Annotated in this window: 13 protein-coding genes; 5 read left to right on the top strand and 8 right to left on the bottom strand. The window is 72.9% G+C overall.

Translation table 11 applies throughout. The annotated features are described in order from the left end of the window. Window positions 1-33: 33 nt before the first annotated feature. Window positions 34-498 (bottom strand): SRPBCC family protein, encoded by a 465-nt coding sequence (locus Q7T52_RS16645; RefSeq protein WP_304804447.1) that lies wholly within the window; start codon window positions 496-498, stop codon window positions 34-36. Window positions 499-598: 100 nt separating this feature from the next. Between Q7T52_RS16645 and Q7T52_RS16640 the strand changes: the two genes are divergently transcribed. Beyond that, window positions 599-1,306: an SDR family oxidoreductase gene (locus Q7T52_RS16640; RefSeq protein WP_304804446.1), complete on the top strand. Its 708-nt coding sequence runs from the start codon at window positions 599-601 to the stop codon at window positions 1,304-1,306. Here Q7T52_RS16640 and Q7T52_RS16635 read toward each other — a convergent pair. From Q7T52_RS16635 to Q7T52_RS16625, 3 genes are all read right to left on the bottom strand, one after another. Then, window positions 1,290-1,703, bottom strand: coding sequence for a hypothetical protein (locus Q7T52_RS16635; RefSeq protein WP_304804445.1), 414 nt, complete (start codon window positions 1,701-1,703; stop codon window positions 1,290-1,292). The two genes, Q7T52_RS16640 and Q7T52_RS16635, sit on opposite strands and share 17 nt — an antisense overlap. Window positions 1,704-1,730: 27 nt before the next feature. Beyond that, window positions 1,731-5,354 carry an ABC transporter ATP-binding protein gene (locus Q7T52_RS16630; RefSeq protein ID WP_304804444.1) on the bottom strand — a complete coding sequence of 1,208 codons (3,624 nt, stop codon included), beginning with the start codon at window positions 5,352-5,354 and terminating at the stop codon, window positions 1,731-1,733. 344 nt (window positions 5,355-5,698) lie between these two features. Next, window positions 5,699-7,909, bottom strand: a complete 2,211-nt coding sequence (locus Q7T52_RS16625; protein ID WP_304804443.1) for an NADP-dependent isocitrate dehydrogenase — start codon at window positions 7,907-7,909, stop codon at window positions 5,699-5,701. A gap of 167 nt (window positions 7,910-8,076) precedes the next feature. Between Q7T52_RS16625 and Q7T52_RS16620 the strand changes: the two genes are divergently transcribed. Then, window positions 8,077-9,147 (top strand): MIP/aquaporin family protein, encoded by a 1,071-nt coding sequence (locus Q7T52_RS16620; protein WP_304804442.1) that lies wholly within the window; start codon window positions 8,077-8,079, stop codon window positions 9,145-9,147. A 3-nt stretch (window positions 9,148-9,150) separates the two neighbouring features. On the opposite strand, the gene Q7T52_RS16615 is transcribed toward Q7T52_RS16620, so the two are convergent. Continuing rightward, window positions 9,151-9,768, bottom strand: coding sequence for a hypothetical protein (locus Q7T52_RS16615; RefSeq protein WP_304804441.1), 618 nt, complete (start codon window positions 9,766-9,768; stop codon window positions 9,151-9,153). Window positions 9,769-9,851: 83 nt separating this feature from the next. On the opposite strand from Q7T52_RS16615, the gene Q7T52_RS16610 reads away from it, so the two are divergent. From Q7T52_RS16610 to Q7T52_RS16600, 3 genes are all read left to right on the top strand, one after another. After that, window positions 9,852-10,838, top strand: coding sequence for a malate dehydrogenase (locus tag Q7T52_RS16610; RefSeq protein ID WP_304804440.1), 987 nt, complete (start codon window positions 9,852-9,854; stop codon window positions 10,836-10,838). Between the two features lie 322 nt (window positions 10,839-11,160). Beyond that, on the top strand, window positions 11,161-13,125 hold the full coding sequence (locus tag Q7T52_RS16605) for a DUF1800 family protein (RefSeq protein ID WP_304804439.1): 1,965 nt from the start codon (window positions 11,161-11,163) through the stop codon (window positions 13,123-13,125). 10 nt (window positions 13,126-13,135) lie between these two features. Further along, window positions 13,136-14,392, top strand: a complete 1,257-nt coding sequence (locus Q7T52_RS16600) for a DUF1501 domain-containing protein (protein WP_304804438.1) — start codon at window positions 13,136-13,138, stop codon at window positions 14,390-14,392. Window positions 14,393-14,415: 23 nt separating this feature from the next. On the opposite strand, the gene Q7T52_RS16595 is transcribed toward Q7T52_RS16600, so the two are convergent. The 3 genes from Q7T52_RS16595 to Q7T52_RS16585 are packed head-to-tail and all read right to left on the bottom strand — an operon-like array spanning window position 14,416 to window position 16,922. After that, on the bottom strand, window positions 14,416-14,805 hold the full coding sequence (locus Q7T52_RS16595; RefSeq protein ID WP_304804437.1) for a DUF3017 domain-containing protein: 390 nt from the start codon (window positions 14,803-14,805) through the stop codon (window positions 14,416-14,418). 5 nt (window positions 14,806-14,810) lie between these two features. Next, window positions 14,811-15,656 (bottom strand): bifunctional methylenetetrahydrofolate dehydrogenase/methenyltetrahydrofolate cyclohydrolase, encoded by an 846-nt coding sequence (locus Q7T52_RS16590; protein ID WP_304804435.1) that lies wholly within the window; start codon window positions 15,654-15,656, stop codon window positions 14,811-14,813. A gap of 27 nt (window positions 15,657-15,683) precedes the next feature. Continuing rightward, window positions 15,684-16,922, bottom strand: coding sequence for an MFS transporter (locus Q7T52_RS16585; RefSeq protein WP_304804433.1), 1,239 nt, complete (start codon window positions 16,920-16,922; stop codon window positions 15,684-15,686). Window positions 16,923-17,173: the final 251 nt, after the last annotated feature.

Below are 17,173 nucleotides of genomic sequence, written 5' to 3'. Positions count from 1 at the left end.
TATTCCGAGTAGGTGTGATCCTGAGCCCAGGGCTCAGCCGGAGACGGCCTCGGCCAGGTTGGCGAGCGAGTCCTCGAGCGCCTCCTGCGGCACCAGCGGGAAGCTGAGCTTGGCGAGCAGGTCCTTGTCGGTGACGTTGCTCCAGTCGTAGACGAGGGTGACGTTGGTGGCGTCGGGGCCGTCGGCCTCGAGCTCCCAGACCCACTCCCAGCCCGGAGGCTCGGCGCCGGCGGGTGCGGTCTGCCAGGCGAGCAGCTTGTTCTCGTCGTAGCCCGTGACCGTGTTGTCGGTCTGGTAGTCGCCGCCCATGTGGTCGCCGCTCATGTTCATCCGGAACGTCTGCCCGGTGCCCGTGATGCGGTCGGAACGGTCGTCGCTGATCACGAACCCCGACCCGTCCAGCTCGGCGTGCCGCTGCGGGTTGGAGAGCACGTCGAACACGGTGGTGGTCGGCGCGTCGATCGTGCGGTGGACCTCGATCCTCTTCTCATCGGTCATGTGCCCACTGTGACCACGTCCGGCGACGCCGATCACCACCCCCGCGGGGGACACGTCCGGGGTGAGCCCCCACCCGGGTGCGCCGCGGGACCATCGGCCCATGGACCTCGACGGGGCACGCACACTGGTCGCCGGCGCGAGCGGGGCCCTGGGCTCCGGTCTGGCGGCCGCCCTGCACGACCGCGGCGCCCGGGTCGTGGTGGGCGGACGGCGCCGCGAGGCGCTCGACGCCGCGGGCGAGCGGTTCGGGACGACGCCGGTGCTGTTCGACGCCGTCGACGGCGACTCGTGCCGCCGCGCGGTCGGCGAGGCGGTCGACCAGCTCGGTGGGCTCGACCTGCTGGTGGTCGCGGTCGGCGTCGCCGCCTTCGGTCCTGCGGTCGACGCGGACGCGGCGGTCGTGGACGAGCTGTTCGCCGTCAACGTGCTCGGCCCGATGTCGCTGGTCCGGGCGGCCGCTCCCGCGCTGGCCGCCAGCGAGCGCGGGCGGGTGGCCGTGCTGTCGGCGATCCTCGCGGACCTGCCCACCAACCAGATGGGCGAGTACTCCGCCACCAAGGCCGCGCTCTCGGCCTGGCTCGACGTGCTGCGGCGGGAGAACCGCCGGGCCTTCGGCGTGCTCGACGTACGTCCGCCGCACCTCGACACCGGCCTCGAGACCCGCGCGCTCGCCGGGTCGCCGCCGCCCCTCCCCGGCCCGCGGCCGGCCGGTGAGGTCGTCGACGCCGTGGTGACCGCGCTCGTCGACGACGTCCGCGTGCTCGGCTGGGACCACAAGCAGAAGGCGCTGGTCAGCAGAGGTTCTTGACGTCCTCGACCGCCGCGTCGAGGTCGCCGCGGGCATCGTCGACGGCCTGGGTGTCGACCTCGGCCCCCTCGGCGGCGTCCTGAGCCTGCCCGAGGAGGTCCTCGACGGCTGCCTTGGCCTCGCCGATCTTGGCCTTGACGTCCCCGTCGACGCTCCTCTCGGCGCCGGCGAGGGCGTCGCGGATGCCCTGCAGGTCGCGCTGGGCAGACTGTGGGTCGGCGCCGATCTCGTCCACCGCCTGGCCCGCCTGGCGTCCGGCCTCGTCGACCGCAGCGCGGGCGACCTGGCAGGCCGCGTCGCTGGCGGCGTCCTTAGCGGCGTCCTCGGCCTGCGAGCAGGCGGTGAGGGAGAGCAGCGCGGCGGTCAGGGTCGCGACGGCGATGGGGGCGAGGCGCATGCGGCCAGGGTGCCAGAGCGGCGGGCGTCAGCCCGCGAGGTGGCTCCAGTCGTCGACGAGCTCGCGCCACGGCCCGACGGCGGCCACCTGACCGTCGACCAGCACGACCACCCGGTCGGCCTGCTCGAGCGCGGCGCGCTTGGAGGTGGCGCCGAGGACGGTGGCGCCACGCTCGCGCAGGGCCGCCCAGAGCTCGACCTCGGTGGTGGCGTCGAGGGCGCTCGAGACGTCGTCGGCGAGCAGCAGCTCGGCGTCGGCCGCGAGGGCCCGGGCGAGGGCGAGACGCTGGACCTGGCCACCCGAGAGGCGTACGCCGCGGTGGCCGACGAGCGCGTCCTTGCCGCCGGCGTCGGCGAGGTCGGCGCCGAGCCGGGCGTCGGCGACGGCGCGGTCGAACGCGCGGTCGTGGCCGAGCAGCACGTTGTCGGCGAAGGTGCCGGAGAAGACGCGCGGGACCTGGGCGACGTAGGCGACCTGTCCCGGGCGGAGGAAGGCCTCGGCGTCGGTGACCTCGGCGCCGTTCCAGCGGATGGAACCGGTGTGCTCCATGAGGCCGGCCAGCGCCGACAGCAGGCTCGACTTGCCCGAGCCCACCTGGCCCAGCAGCAGGACCAGCTCGCCGGAGCGCAGCGTGAGGTCGACCCCGACCACGCCGCGGGTGCCGTCGTCGTGGACGGCGGCCAGGTCGCGCAGGGTGAGCTCGACGAGCGGGGTGCGGGGCGTCTCGGCGGGGGCGGGCGCGGTGCCGCCGACCAGGTCGACGCCGGGACGCTGGGAGACGAGGTCGACGCCGCCGGCGAGTCGGCTGGAGGCCTTCTGCCAGGCGCGGACGCCGGGAGCCTCGGTCACGACGGCGCCCGCGACCCGGCCGAACCAGTCGAAGCCGTTGACAGCGGCGGAGACGAGGATCGCGGTGGCGAGGTCCCATCCGCCGAGGAAGTAGGTCGCCCAGGCGGCCACGAAGCCGCACTGGACCATGACGACCGGGACGCCGTCGAGGACGGCCTGGACGCGGTGCTCGAAGACGGCGGCCTCGACCCGGCCCTGGTCGACGCGGCGCAGGTGGGCGTGGACCGACGGCGTCGCTGCCGCGAGCTTGACGGTGCGCGCCGACTCGAGCGCCGAGACCAGCGAGCGGCCGAAGCGGGCGCGCGCGGCGGACGACTCGGCGGCCGAGCGCCCGGCGATGGGACGGCCCAGCGACGAGGCCGCGGCCGACCCGACCATGACGGCCAGCAGCACGCCACCGGCGAGGAGGCTGCCTCCGGCGATGCAGGTGACGACGACGATCGCGAGGCCGTTGATGAAGTCGACCCAGCGGTCGGCGTAGCGCGCGTAGCGGTCGGCGTCCATCGACCGCGCGACGACCTCGCCGGGCGGGGTGCGGGTGAGGCGGTGCTGCTGGGTCTGGCCGATCAGCATCGACATCCGGACGCGGAGCATCACCTCGATCCACCACTTGGGGTAGCGGCGGACCGCGGAGTTGAGGACGAACGGCGCGGCCATGATGCAGAGGGCGAGCGCCCCGCAGAACCACCAGGTCGAGGGCTCGTCGCCCCGGCCCTGCTGGAGGTCCTGGACGATCGTGCCCCAGACGTAGCCGGTGACGGCGCCGAAGGCGCCGAGCAGCGCCTGGACCAGGAACAGCATCGCGGCGAACGCGCCCCACCACGGCCGCACGAGCAGCGCGTGGGTGATGCCGCGGGCCAGGCTCGGACCGGTACCGACCTCGGGCAGCGGCGGCGGCGTGCCGGTGCGGCGGGCGCCGCCCACGGCGCCCTCGTCGGGGGTGTCTTCCAGGTCGTCGTCGGTGGCGTCGGTGGCGTCGGTGGCGTCGGGGATATCGGGGATGTCGGTGGTGTCCTGCGCGGTGCCGTCGTCGAGGTCGAGCAGGCCGTCGAGGTCGTCGCCGTGGCTCGCCTCGAGCAGCCGGCGGAACGGGCCGGGCCGGGTGCTGAGCAGCTCGCGGGGACCGGTCTGCACGACCCGGCCGGCCTCGAGGACGGCGACCAGGTCGGCCCGGGCTGTGGTCGAGAGCCGGTGGGCCACGAGCAGGCCGGTGCGGCCGCGCAGCAGCCGGTCGGAGGCGCGGACCACGAGCGACTCGGTGAGCGGGTCCATCCGGGCGGTGGCCTCGTCGAGCACCACCACCTGGACGTCGCGCACGAGCAGTCGGGCGAACGCGACGAGCTGCTCCTCACCGGCCGACAGGGTGGTGCCGCCGGGGCCGAGGAGGGTGTCGACGCCCTCGGGCAGGCCGTCGACCCACGCCTCGAGGCCGAGCTCCTCGACGGCCGCCACGACGCGCTCGCGGGGGACGTCGGTGAAGAGCGCGATGTTGTCGGCGAGGGTGCCGGCCAGGATCTCGGTGCGCTGGGTGACGACCCCGACGGCGGCCCGGAGCCGTTGGAGGTCGAGGTCGAGCACGTCGACCCCGCCGACGAAGAGCGAGCCGGGCTGGGGGTCGACCGCGCGCGAGACGAGGGAGGCGAGCGTCGACTTGCCGGAGCCGGTGCGGCCGACGAGCGCGATGGTCTGGCCGGCCGGGACGTGGAGGTCGACCTCGCGCAGCGCGAAGGTGCCCTCGTCGTAGGCGAACCGCAGGTCGCGCAGCTCGACGTCGAGCGACCCGGCGGGGACCGCGAGCCCGCCGACCGGCTCGGGCTCGGCCTCGAGCAGCTGCCGGATCCGCACGAGCGCGCCGAGGCCGGCCTGCAGGTCGGGCAGGTGGCGCGCCATCTGGTCGACCTGGCCGACGAAGGTGCTGGTGACGAGGAACAGGGTCACGAGGCGCCCGACGGACAGGTCGCCGTCGACGGCGAGCGCGACGCCGGCCACGGCGATGCCGGTGAGCAGCCCGTGGAGCAGGATGCCGGTGCGCAGCGTGATGCGGGTCTGCAGCTTGAGCATGGTGTCGAAGCGGCGGTGGACGGCCCCCGACAAGCCGGCCACCCGGCGTACGACGTGGGCCTGGCCGAGGCTGGTGCGCAGGTCGTCGCGGCCGCTGACGGCCTCCTCCATGGCGGCGGCGTGGTCGGTCCAGGCCATCTCCTCGAGGACCGTGAGTTCCTTGACCTGGGGCAGCAGCGGCTTCATCACGAGGAAGGCGGCGACGCCGAAGAGCGGGAACAGCACCCACGCCGGCCACCAGGTCAGCCCCGCGACCACCCACATCGGCAGTGCGGCGAACACGGTGCGCAGCGCGTCCCACACCTGCCGCCGCAGCAGCGCGCCGACCTCGTGGGTGTCGTCGTCGACGCGGTCGAGCACCTCGCCGACCGCCTGCTCGTGGAGCGCCACGACGGGCTGGTGGAGCGCGGCGTCGAGCAGGTCGCCGCGCAGCCGCCCCTCGGCGCGGTCGACGACCGCGGCCCAGACCGTGCGGCCCACCGTGTCGAGCACGGCCCCACCGACGACGCAGAGCGCCAACACCCAGACCAGCACCCGGGTCGGCCCCTCGGCCAGCGACCCGGCCACCACGGTGCCGAGCGTCTTGCCGAGGGCGCCCAGGAACGACGCCCCCATCGCCCAGCCGACCGCCTGCTGCCGCAACCGGCGCCAGTCGACCGTCCGGGCCGGATCGGCAGCCGACCCCGCCGACTCGGCAGGGTCGGGCCTCGTGGTCCGCTCGGCGGTCGTCGTGTCGGTCATCGCGACGAACCTACGCGTCCCCACCGACACTCTCACCCGGGTTTCCGGCCCGTCGGGGTGAGTGGGCCCAACGGCCCTGTGGCTGGGGTGGAGGTTCGTCGCGGAAGGAGGAGATTCACCGCTGAGGCGGAGGTTCTCCTCCGGGGGTCACCCAGGGGTTACCGGACGGAACTCCCGCTCCTACGACGAAGTTTCGTCGCAGAAGGAGGAGATCCTCCGCTGCAGCGGTGAATCTCCTCCACACCCGCCCCCACACCCCACCCAAACCCCGCCACACACGTCCGCCCCACCACGAGCCAGGACTCACGGTGGGGCGGAGAGTGGAGCGGGGACCGGCTAGCGCCTCAGAGCGCAGCCAGCGCCGCGTTGAGCGTGGCGGAGGGCCGCATCACGTGGTCGGCCTTGGTCTCGTCGGGACGGTAGTAGCCGCCGATGTCGGCCGGGCTGCCCTGGACGCCGTTGAGCTCGCCCACGATCGTGTCCTCCGAGGCCGCCAGCGACTCGGCGAACGGCTTGAACACCGCGGCGAGGTCGGCGTCCTCGGTCTGGGCCGCGATCTCCTGGGCCCAGTAGAGGCCGAGGTAGAAGTGCGAGCCGCGGTTGTCGATGCCACCGATCCTGCGGGTCGGCGACTTGTCGTTCTCGAGGAACGTGCCGGTCGCCTTGTCGAGGGTGTCGGCGAGCACCTGGGCGCCCTTGTTGTCGGCGTAGCCGGCGAGGTGCTCGAGCGAGGCGGCCAGCGCGAAGAACTCGCCGAGGCTGTCCCAGCGCAGGTAGTTCTCCTTGACGAGCTGCTGCACGTGCTTGGGCGCCGAGCCGCCGGCGCCGGTCTCGAAGAGGCCGCCCCCGTTCATGAGCGGCACGATCGACAGCATCTTGGCCGAGGTGCCGAGCTCGAGGATCGGGAACAGGTCGGTGTTGTAGTCGCGCAGCACGTTGCCGGTGACCGAGATGGTGTCCTCGCCCTTGCGGATCCGCTCGAGGGAGTACGCCGTCGCCTCGGCCGGCGGGAGGATCTCGATCGTCAGCCCGTCGGTGTCGTGCTCGGGCAGGTAGTCGTTGATCTTGGCGATCAGGTTGGCGTCGTGCGCGCGGTCGGCGTCGAGCCAGAAGATGGCCGGGGTGCTGCTGGCGCGGGCGCGGGTGACGGCGAGCTTGACCCAGTCACGGATCGAGGCGTCCTTGGTCTGGCACGCGCGCCAGATGTCACCGGGCTGGACGTCGTGCTCGATGAGCACGTCGCCGTTGGAGGCGACGACGCGGACCTGGCCGGCGGCCGGGACCTCGAAGGTCTTGTCGTGGGAGCCGTACTCCTCGGCCGCCTTGGCCATCAGCCCGACGTTGGGCACCGAGCCCATCGTTGCCGGGTCGAAGGCGCCGTGGGTGCGGCAGTCGTCGAGGACGGTCTGGTAGACGCCGGCGTAGGACGAGTCGGGGATCACCGCGAGGGTGTCGGCCTCCTCGCCGTCGGGGCCCCACATGTGGCCGGACTGGCGGATCATCGCCGGCATCGAGGCGTCGATGATGACGTCGCTCGGCACGTGCAGGTTGGTGATGCCCTTGTCGGAGTCGACCATCGCGAGCTCGGGCCCGTCAGCGAGACCCTGGGTGACGGCGGCCTTGATGGCGTCGCCCTCGGGCAGCGCGGCGACCGCGTCGAGCAGGGCACCGAGGCCGTCGTTGGGGCTGATGCCCGCGGCGCCGAGCTGCTCGCCGTACTGCTCGAAGAGCGTCGGGAAGAAGGCCTGCACGACGTGGCCGAAGATGATCGGGTCGGAGACCTTCATCATCGTGGCCTTGAGGTGGGCGGAGAACAGCACGCCGTCGGCCTTGGCCCGGGCGATCTGCTCGGTGAGGAAGCGGCGCAACGCGGCGACGTCCATGAACGTGCCGTCGACGACCTCGCCGGCCAGCACCTTGGTCTCGGGCTTGAGCACGGTCACCGTGCCGTCGACGCCGACGTGCTCGATGCGCAGGGTGTCGTCGGCGGGGATGACGACGGACTTCTCGTTGGAGAAGAAGTCGTGCTCACCCATCGTGGCGACGTTGGTCTTGGAGTCGGGGCTCCACGCGCCCATGCGGTGGGGGTGGGCCTTGGCGTAGTTCTTGACCGACAGCGGCGCGCGGCGGTCGGAGTTGCCCTCGCGGAGCACCGGGTTGACCGCGGAGCCCTTGGTCTTGTCGTACTTGGCTCGGGTCTCCTTGTCCTCGTCGGACTGCGGGTTCTCGGGGTAGTCGGGCAGGTCGTAGCCCTGCGACTGCAGCTCCTTGATGACGGCCTTGAGCTGCGGGATCGAGGCCGAGACGTTGGGCAGCTTGATGATGTTGGCCTCGGGCTGCGTGGCCAGCTCGCCGAGCTCGGCGAGGTGGTCGGGCACCCGCTGCTCCTCGGTGAGGCGCTCGGGGAACTGGCTGATCACGCGGCCGGCCAGCGAGATGTCGCGCGTCTCCACGTCGACGCCCGCCTTGGCGGCGTAGGCCGCGATGATCGGCAGGAACGAGTACGTCGCCAGCAGCGGCGCCTCGTCGGTGTGCGTGTAGATGATCTTGGCCATGGGTGGTGATCAGCTCCTGCGACGAAGGGTTTCTTGACGTCAAGATACCTGACGTCCTGTGCCGTCGTTCAGCCTGTCAGCCGCGCGTCCCCCAGGCCACCCCGCTCACCCCCTAGAGTCGGGCCACTCACGTTTCGCCCCCCAGCACGAAGGGCAGGTCCGCGCCCATGGACACCACCACCCCCGCTCCTCCCACCTCGACCCAGAAGCTCCTGGCGGAGGCCATCGGCACGTTCGTGCTCGTGGTCCTCGGCGTCGGCGCCGCCGTGTTCGGCGGCGGTGACATCGCCGCCATCGGGCTCGCCTTCGGCATCGCGATCATCGCGATGGTCTACTCCTTCGGCCGCATCTCCGGCGGCCACTTCAACCCGGCCGTCTCGGTCGGCGCCGCCCTCGGCGGCCGGATCTCCTGGAAGGAGGCCGGCACCTACATCGGCGCCCAGGTCGTCGGCGGCCTCGTCGGCGGCATCGTGCTGCTGCTGATCGCGATCGCGGGCGACACCGGCTACGAGTTCGGCGACGACGCGCTCGGGGCCAACGGCTTCGGCGACCGCGGCGGCGTCGACCTGTTCGGCGCGCTGATCATCGAGCTGGTCCTGACCTTCATCTTCATCACCGTGATCCTCTCGGTCACCGACGAGCGCAACGAGCACCCCGCCCTCGCCCCGCTGGCGATCGGCCTCACGCTGGCCGCGATCCACTTCGCCTCGATCGGCGCCACCGGCACCTCGGTCAACCCCGCCCGGTCGATCTCGACCGTCTTCTTCTCCGGCACCGACGCGATCGTCCAGATCTGGCTCTTCATCCTGGCCCCGATCGTCGGCGGCGCCCTGGCCGGCCTCGCCTATCCCGCGATCTTCGGCCACGCCAGCGAGCCGGTCGCCGGCTCCGGCCTCAACTTCAACGCCAAGGCCGGCGCCGCGGTGCCCGGCTACGGCGCCCCTGACCAGTTCCAGCAGCAGTGGAACCAGCCCGGCGGCTCGGCCTACGGCGGCCAGCCCGACCCCGGCGCCTACCAGCAGCCGGGCGCCTACGCCGCCCCGGCGGCCCAGGCGGCCGCCGCTCCCCAGCCGCAGGTCGAGCAGCCGATCATCCAGGACGGCTGGCAGTGGGACCCGCAGGCCCAGCAGTGGATCCCCGCCCAGCAGCAGGCCCCGCAGGCGCCGCAGCAGGGTGGCTGGCCCGCCCCCGGCGGCAGCGGCGAGCAGACCCAGGTCCGCCCCAACGACGGGGTCTAGGGACTACTCGCCCTCGGCCTGACGCACCAGCACGACCTCGCCGGCTTCGGTCTCGACCAGCTCGAGACCGAAGCCGCGCGTGTATCGCTCGGTGGTGACCTCGGAGCCGGCGACGCTCTCGAGCAGGACGCTGGAGCCCTCGAGCTCGACGACGGTGGCCCGCAGGTCCTCGTCCGGCACCTCGGCCCGGCGGAAGCCGTCGCCGAGCCGCGGCTCGGCGGGCATCGCGAGGCCGGCCTCGGCCCCGTCGAGGCCGGCCCGCCACTCGCCCTCGCGGCCGAACCACCACACGTTGCCGGAGCCGTCCTGGGCGTAGAGGTCGGTCGCGCCACCGAGCGTCACGGCGGTCGTGGCCACGCCGGCCACCTCCGGGCCCTCGGCCACGGTCCGCTCGACCAGCGTGCCGTCGCCGTCGGCGTACGCCGCCTCGTCGAGGACGAACCACGGGTTGTCGATCACGCCGACGAAGTCGTCCGGGTCGGGTGACGGCGTGGGGACCACCAGCTCGTCGACCCCCGTCGACGGGGCCGGGTCGGAGAAGCTCGAGCAGCCGGTCACGCCCACGACGGCCATCGCGACGACCACTGCTGCCGCTGCCGCCCGTACCGCTCGTCCTCGCACTCCCCCATCGTCGCGCAACCGCGCGGCGCTGCTAGCGTCGGGCGGCGTCAGCACCCACCTCTCTCTCCAACCCAGGAGTCCTCGTGAGCTCTGCTCCGTTGAAGGTCGCCGTCACCGGCGCCGCCGGCCAGATCGGCTACAGCCTGCTCTTCCGTCTCGCGAGCGGCTCGCTCACGGGCGGCCGCCCGATCGAGCTGCGCCTGCTCGAGATCACCCCGGCGCTCAAGGCACTCGAGGGCGTCGTGATGGAGCTCGACGACTGCGCCTTCCCGGGCCTCGCCGGGGTCGAGATCGGTGACGACGCCGAGAAGATCTTCGACGGCGTCAACCTCGCCCTCCTCGTCGGCGCGCGCCCGCGCGGTCCCGGCATGGAGCGGGCCGACCTGCTGTCGGCCAACGGCGCGATCTTCACCGCGCAGGGCAAGGCCCTCAACGCCGTGGCCGCCGACGACGTCCGCATCGGCGTCACCGGCAACCCCGCCAACACCAACGCGCTGATCGCCCACAAGAACGCCCCCGACATCCCGGCCGAGCGCTTCTCGGCGCTGACCCGCCTCGACCACAACCGCGCCATCTCGCAGCTCGCGGCCAAGACCGGCGCGTCGGTCACCGACATCACCAAGATGACGATCTGGGGCAACCACTCCGCCACCCAGTACCCCGACCTCTTCCACGCCGAGGTCGCCGGCAAGAACGCCGCCGAGACCGTGGGCGACCAGGACTGGCTCGAGAACACCTTCATCCCCACCGTCGCCAAGCGCGGCGCCGCGATCATCGAGGCCCGCGGCTCGTCCTCGGCCGCCTCGGCCGCGTCGGCCACCGTCGACGCCGCCCGCGACTGGCTCTTCGGCTCCGCGGACGACGACTGGGTGTCGATGGCCGTCGTCTCCGACGGGTCCTACGGCGTGCCCGAGGGCCTGGTGTCCTCGTTCCCCGTCGTCACCAAGGACGGCGACTGGGAGATCGTCCAGGGTCTCGAGATCGACGACTTCTCGCGCACCCGCATCGACGCCTCGACCGCCGAGCTCGACGAGGAGCGCGCCGCGGTCACCGAGCTCGGGCTCATCTGACCGAGCCTCCCCCCAGCAGCTCAGCACCAAGCCAGCACCACCTCGGCCCGTCGCTCGCGACGGGTCGAGGTCGTTTTCGCCCTCGGGCACCCCTAGGGCCGACTGGCCCGAAGTGACTACGTCGGACCGGGCGGTCTCCCGATGGCAGGGCCCGCCGCGAGCGACAGGATCGTGGACGGCGAGACCCCCCACCTCGCCGCCCGTGGCGACGCACCGACGGACGCCCCGGCCGGACCCCCGAAGATTTCCCGGCCGGGACCTCAAGATCCGCGCAAGCCGTGCCGACACCACAGGTACCCCCCACCTGGCTTGGAGCACGACCATGACTGCGCTGCGCACCGCGTCGCCCGCCCCCGCGACCGTCGAGGAACCCCTGAGCAGGCGTGGACTCTCCCGGGGCCTGCTGGCCGGTCTCGCCGTCGTCGCCGTGGCACCCGCGATCGAGGCGCCGGCCGCCGAGGCGGCGTACGGCCGCAACCACGCCCGCGTCTGCAAGCACTGGCACCGCTGCAAGAAGCACAAGGCGCACACCTGCCGGCACCTGCACCGCTGCAAGCACCGCTTCCACAAGGCGCCGCGGTCACAGCCGACCCAGCCGACCACCCCCACGCAGCCGACGCCCACCAACCCGTCGCCCACGGGACCGGGACCGATGGACCCCGGCCCGCTGGACCCGACGCCGACCGACCCCGCCCCGACCGACCCCGCCCCTACGGACCCGGCTCCGAGCGACCCGGCGCCCACCGACCCGGCCCCCACCGACCCGGCCCCCACCGACCCGGCCCCGACCGAACCCGCCCCCACCGACCCAGCCCCGACCGACCCCACCGGGCCCGTCGTCGACCCGGTCTTCGTCGCCTCGCCGCTGCCGACCGCCGAGTCGCTCCACCTCGGCACCCGCTTCTCCTACGCGATGACCCCGGCGCTGCACCAGCAGATGCGCGACGCGGGCAGCCCGCAGGCCTGGTTCGCCCAGCAGCTCGACCCGGCGTCGATCCCGGACGCCGCCGCCGACGACCTGAGCACGTGGTGGACGTCGATCGACCTCGACTACGCCGCGATCTGGCAGCGCGACCGCGCCCAGACCGAGGGCGGCTGGCAGGCGATGGAGAACTACGCACGCTGGTGCCTCGTGCGCCGCATCTACTCCCGACGCCAGGTCCTCGAGGTGATGACCGAGTTCTGGGAGAACCACCTGCACGTGCCGGTCTACGACGACGGCGTGTTCACCTACCGGGCGCAGTACGGCAAGCTCATCCGCTCCCACGCGCTGGGCCGCTACGACGAGATGCTGGTCGCCGCGATCACCCACCCGGCGATGGGGATCTCGCTCGACAACGCCGGCTCGACCAAGCAGGCCCCCAACGAGAACCTCGGCCGCGAGCTCCTCGAGCTCCACACCATCGGCCGCGGCAACTACGGCGAGGACGACGTCAAGGCGTCGGCCCGGATCCTCACCGGCTACCGCGTGGACAGCTGGCGGACCTGGAACGCCACCTACGACCCGGCCAGCCACTGGACCGGGGCGGTCAAGGTCGCCGGCTTCAGCCACGCCAACACCAGCCCGGACGGCCGGGCCGTCGCGCAGGAGTACCTGACCTACCTGGCCCGCCACCCCAAGACCGCCGAGCGGCTGGCCCGCAAGCTGGCGATCCAGTTCGTCTCCGACACGCCGTCGGCCGCCCTGGTCGCCCACCTCGCGCAGGTCTACCTGGACAGCTCGACCGCCATCAAGCCGGTCCTGCTGGCGCTGGTGGCGCACCCGGAGTTCAAGGCCTCGGCCGGGCAGAAGGTCCGCACGCCCACCGACGACGTCATCGCCACCCACCGGGTGCTGGACACCAAGATCGCCCGCCCGACCTGGTACGGCTCGACCGCCAACGTCATCTTGTGGCAGACCGCCGACATCGGGCACTCCCCCTTCGCGTGGGGACGACCCGACGGCCCTCCGCAGGACAACCGCTCCTGGTCCTCGGCCTCCCGGGTGCTCGCCTCGTTCGCGTCGCACTACTCGATGTCCGGCCGCTGGTGGCCGCAGGAGCAGATGACCTACCGGACCTTCGAGTCGTGGCTGCCCACCTCCGGGATGCGGTTCGACGCCTTCGTCGACCACCTGTGCACCCAGCTGCTCGGCAAGCGCGCCCCGGCCCGCCTGGTCCAGGCCGCCGCGGCCGCCACCCAGACGGGTGTCGCGGAGCCGATGACCACGACGCACGCGGTCCTGCGCTGGAAGATGCCGATCCTCCTGACGACCCTGCTCGACACCCCCGACCACATGCAGCGCTGAGGGAGCCCTCGTGAAGACCACCCCCGCACCCTGTTGCGACGACTACCGGACGACGTCGCGCCGCGGCTTCCTGCGCGGCTCGCTCGCCCTGGGCGGCGCCACCGCCATCACCGTCGCCCACGGCAGCGTCCTCACCCAGACGGCGTACGCCGCGGAGCCGGCCGAGCAGGTGCTCGTGGTCCTCTCGATGCGCGGCGCCGCCGACGGCCTGAGCCTCGTCGTTCCTCACGCCGACCCGACCTACTACGCGGCCCGTCCGTCCATCGCCGTTCCCTCCGACCGGCTCCTGGTCAAGAACGGCATGTTCGGGCTGCACCCGGCGCTGGCTCCCCTGCTGCCGCTGTGGAACGCCGGCAAGGTCGCCACGATCCAGGCCACCGGGCTGCCCGTGGCCAACCGCTCCCACTTCTCCGCCATGGAGGAGGTCGAGGACGCCGACCCCGGCTCCGCGGCGCGCGTCGGCTGGCTCAACCGGCTGGTCGGCCGTGACGGCACCGGGTCGCCGATCGAGGCGGTCCAGATGGGCGGCGGCGTACCGAGCGCGGCCATCTGCGGCCCCGAGCCGGTCCTGGTGACCGGCGGCGTCGACACCGTCCAGCTGGCCGGCGCCGACGCCATCACCGAGGCCGGCCGCAAGAACGCGCTCAACGCCGCCTGGGCCGGTGCGACCGGCGACCTCGGCAACGGCCTGCGCTCGGCCCTCCAGGTCGTCTCCGACTTCGCCCCCGTGCGGTCCTCGTCCACGACCCCGCAGAACGGGGCGGCGTACCCCAGCGGCGGCCTCGGCGACGCCCTGCACGCGTCGGCCCGCACCATCCGCGCCGACGTCGGCGCCGAGATCATCACCGTCGACCACGGCTCGTGGGACCACCACACCTGGATCGGCCAGCCCGACAACGGCAACATCAAGAACATGGCGACCGAGTTCGCCACCGCCGTGGCCGCGTTCTTCGCCGACCTGGGCCCGCTGGCCTCCAAGGTCACCCTCGTCACCATCAGCGAGTTCGGCCGCCGTGTCGTCGAGAACGCCAACCAGGGCCTCGACCACGGCTACGGCAACGTCATGTTCGCGATGGGCGCCGGGGTCAAGGGCGGCTACTACGGCACCTGGCCGGGACTCACGAAGACGACCGACGCCGACCTGCTCGTGACCACCGACTACCGCAGCGTGCTCAACGAGGTCATCACGACCCGGATGAACGCCTCGACCGCCACCGTGTTCCCCGGGTTCGCGCCCAAGACCACAGGGTTCATGACGTCGCTCTGACGCGCCCGCTGCCCGCTGGCCGGCTAGGACGGCTGGTCGGGGATGGACCCGGCCAGCCACCAGAGCAGCCCGGCGACGGCCAGGAAGATCGCCACGTCGACCAGTCGGTGGCGTACGGCGAGCATGCCGGCGTCACGCTGCGGCAGCACCAGGCGCAGCGCACCGGCCGTCGCCAGGCAGCCGCCCAGCACCCGCACGCCCACGCGCCAGTCACCGGCCATCACGATCGCGACCGCGCCGAGGGCCACGAGCAGGATGACCAGGTAGCAGGCACCGCCGATCGTCGAGGGGTAGCGGCGCGGCTCCGGCGGCCCGGGCTCGTGGTCGGGCTCCGTCCCCGCCTCGTCCGGTCCGAGCTCGTCGGCCGGGTCGACGGGCTCGGCCGGCTCCTCGGCCTCGACGGGGTCGGTCACCGGGATCAGGACAGGTCCTGCTCGGCGCGGGTCACGATGTTGGAGAGCAGCATGGCCCGCGTCATCGGGCCCACGCCGCCAGGGTTGGGCGACACCCAGCCGGCGACGTCCCACACGTCGGGGGCGAGGTCGCCGGCGATCTTGCCGTCGACGCGGGACACGCCGACGTCGAGGAGGGCGGCACCGGGCTTGACCATGGCGCCGGTGATGAGGCCGGGCACGCCGGCGGCCGCGATCACGACGTCGGCCTCGCGCACGTGGGCGGCCAGGTCGCGGGTCCCGGTGTGGCACAGCGTGGTCGTGGCGTTCTCCGAGCGCCGCGTCAGCAGCAGGCCGAGCGGCCGGCCGACGGTCAGCCCGCGGCCGACGACCACGACGTTGGCGCCGTTGAGCTCGACGCCGTGGCGGCGGAGCAGCTCGATGCAGCCGATCGGCGTGCACGGCAGCGCGCCGGCCTCGCCGAGGACGAGCTTGCCGAGGTTGACGGGGTGCAGTCCGTCGACGTCCTTGTCGGGGTCGACGCGCGACAGCAGCCGGAACTCGTCGAGCCCGGTCGGCTGCTGGACCAGGAAGCCGGTGCAGGACGGGTCGGCGTTGAGCCGGTCGATCTCGGACTCGACCTCGGCCTGGGTCGCGGTGGCCGGCAGGTCGACGCGGATCGACTCGATGCCGATCTCGGCGCAGTCCTTGTGCTTGGCGCCGACGTACCAGTGCGAGCCGGGGTCGTCGCCGACCAGCACCGTCCCGAGCCCGGGGACGACGCCCTGCTCGCGGAGCTTGGCGACCCGCTCGGTGAGCTCGGCCTTGATGGTCTTGAGGGTGGCGGTGCCGTCGAGTCGCTGCGCTGTCACGGGCGCCAGTCTAGGGAGGCCCGCGAGTCAGGCGCCGACGGGCGCACCGACCTTGACCAGGTGCTGCTCGGCCGCCCGGGCCGCGGGGTGCGACACGACGGCCGCAGCCACCGCGATCACCGCGATCACGCCCCAGCCCGGAGCACCCCACTCGAGCGCCAGGAACGTGAAGAGCGCCGGGCAGACGATCGACTCGACCTGCCCGCCCATCCCCCACACGCCCTGGTAGTCGCCCAGCCGCCGGTGGTCGGACAGCTCGGACGCGAAGCCCCAGCTGGCCGCCGACTGCCAGAGCTCGGCGCCGGTGATCGTCACGTGGCCGGCCCAGATGAGCGCGATGGAGATCCACCCCACCGTCTCGTGGGTGATGCTGATGACCAGGCACGACAGCACGAACGCCCAGCCCGACCACCGCACCGCACGCAGCGCGCCGGCGACCGTCTCGGAGCCGCGCGACGCGCGTACCTGCAGGCACACCGCGAGCACGGTGTTGGTGCCGAACAGCCAGGCCAGCAGCTGGTGCGGCGCGTCGGTCCGCTCGACCAGCCACAGCGGCACGACGACGTTGAGCAGCACCTGGTTGGACTGCAGCACGCCGTTGCACAGCGACAGCACCACGAACCCCGGGTTGCGCAGCGCCGCCGGACCGACAAGCTCGAGGTCGCCCTCGGCCTGGGGGGCCCGCTCGATCCGCGGCAGGAACGAGATCATCATCGCGTTGATGACGAGCAGGCCGCCGGTGAGCAGGGGTACGGCGATGATCGCCTCCCGGCTGCCGATCCCGAGAGCGATGCCGCCCGCACCCGCGCCGAGCGTGTAGCCGACGTTGCGCGCGGCCCGCATGTAGGCCATCGCCCGGACCCGCGTCTCCCGCGGGAACACCGCGATCCGGTAGACCTCGCGCGCCGACCGTGCCGCCGTCTCGATCGACGCCAGCACCGCCAGCATCGCCACGAACGTCCCGAACGTGCCGATCAGTGGCCACACCAGGTAGAGCGCCGCCTCGAGCAGCGACGCCACCACCCACAACAGCTTGGCCCCGACGACGTCGGTCAGCCGCCCGAGCGGGATCGACAGCGCCAGGCTCACCCCGGCCGCCACCGACATCCCGAGCCCGACCTGCGCGCCGCTCAACCCCACGATCTGCGTGAAGAACACCGCCGTGCCCGTGAGGAACGACCCCGTGGCGAACGCCGACAGCACGCACTGCAGCGCCAGGTCACGCTCCAGCCTGGTCTTCGGCAGCACCCCCGTCAGCACACCCACACACCGATTCTCACACCCGCGGTCCGTCGACCTCCTTCCACCACGGTGGTCGAGCCCGCGTCGAGACCTCCGCAGGGTCCTACGCAGGGTCCTCCGCACGACCCCGGCGCCCGTGATCGGGTCGACCTGAGCCTGCGGTGGTCTCGACGCGCTCGTACGACCTCGTTCCTCGGTCGTGTCGCTCGCTCGACCTTCGCTCGCGACGCAGGTCCGCTCGTTCCTCGCGGACCTGCTGCTCGCTCAGTGGGCGA

The organism is Nocardioides sp. (assembly GCF_030655615.1).
GTDB lineage: Bacteria > Actinomycetota > Actinomycetes > Propionibacteriales > Nocardioidaceae > Nocardioides.
The sequence above is the reverse complement of the archived record's forward strand: the minus strand, read 5'-3'. Positions and strand labels throughout refer to the sequence as shown.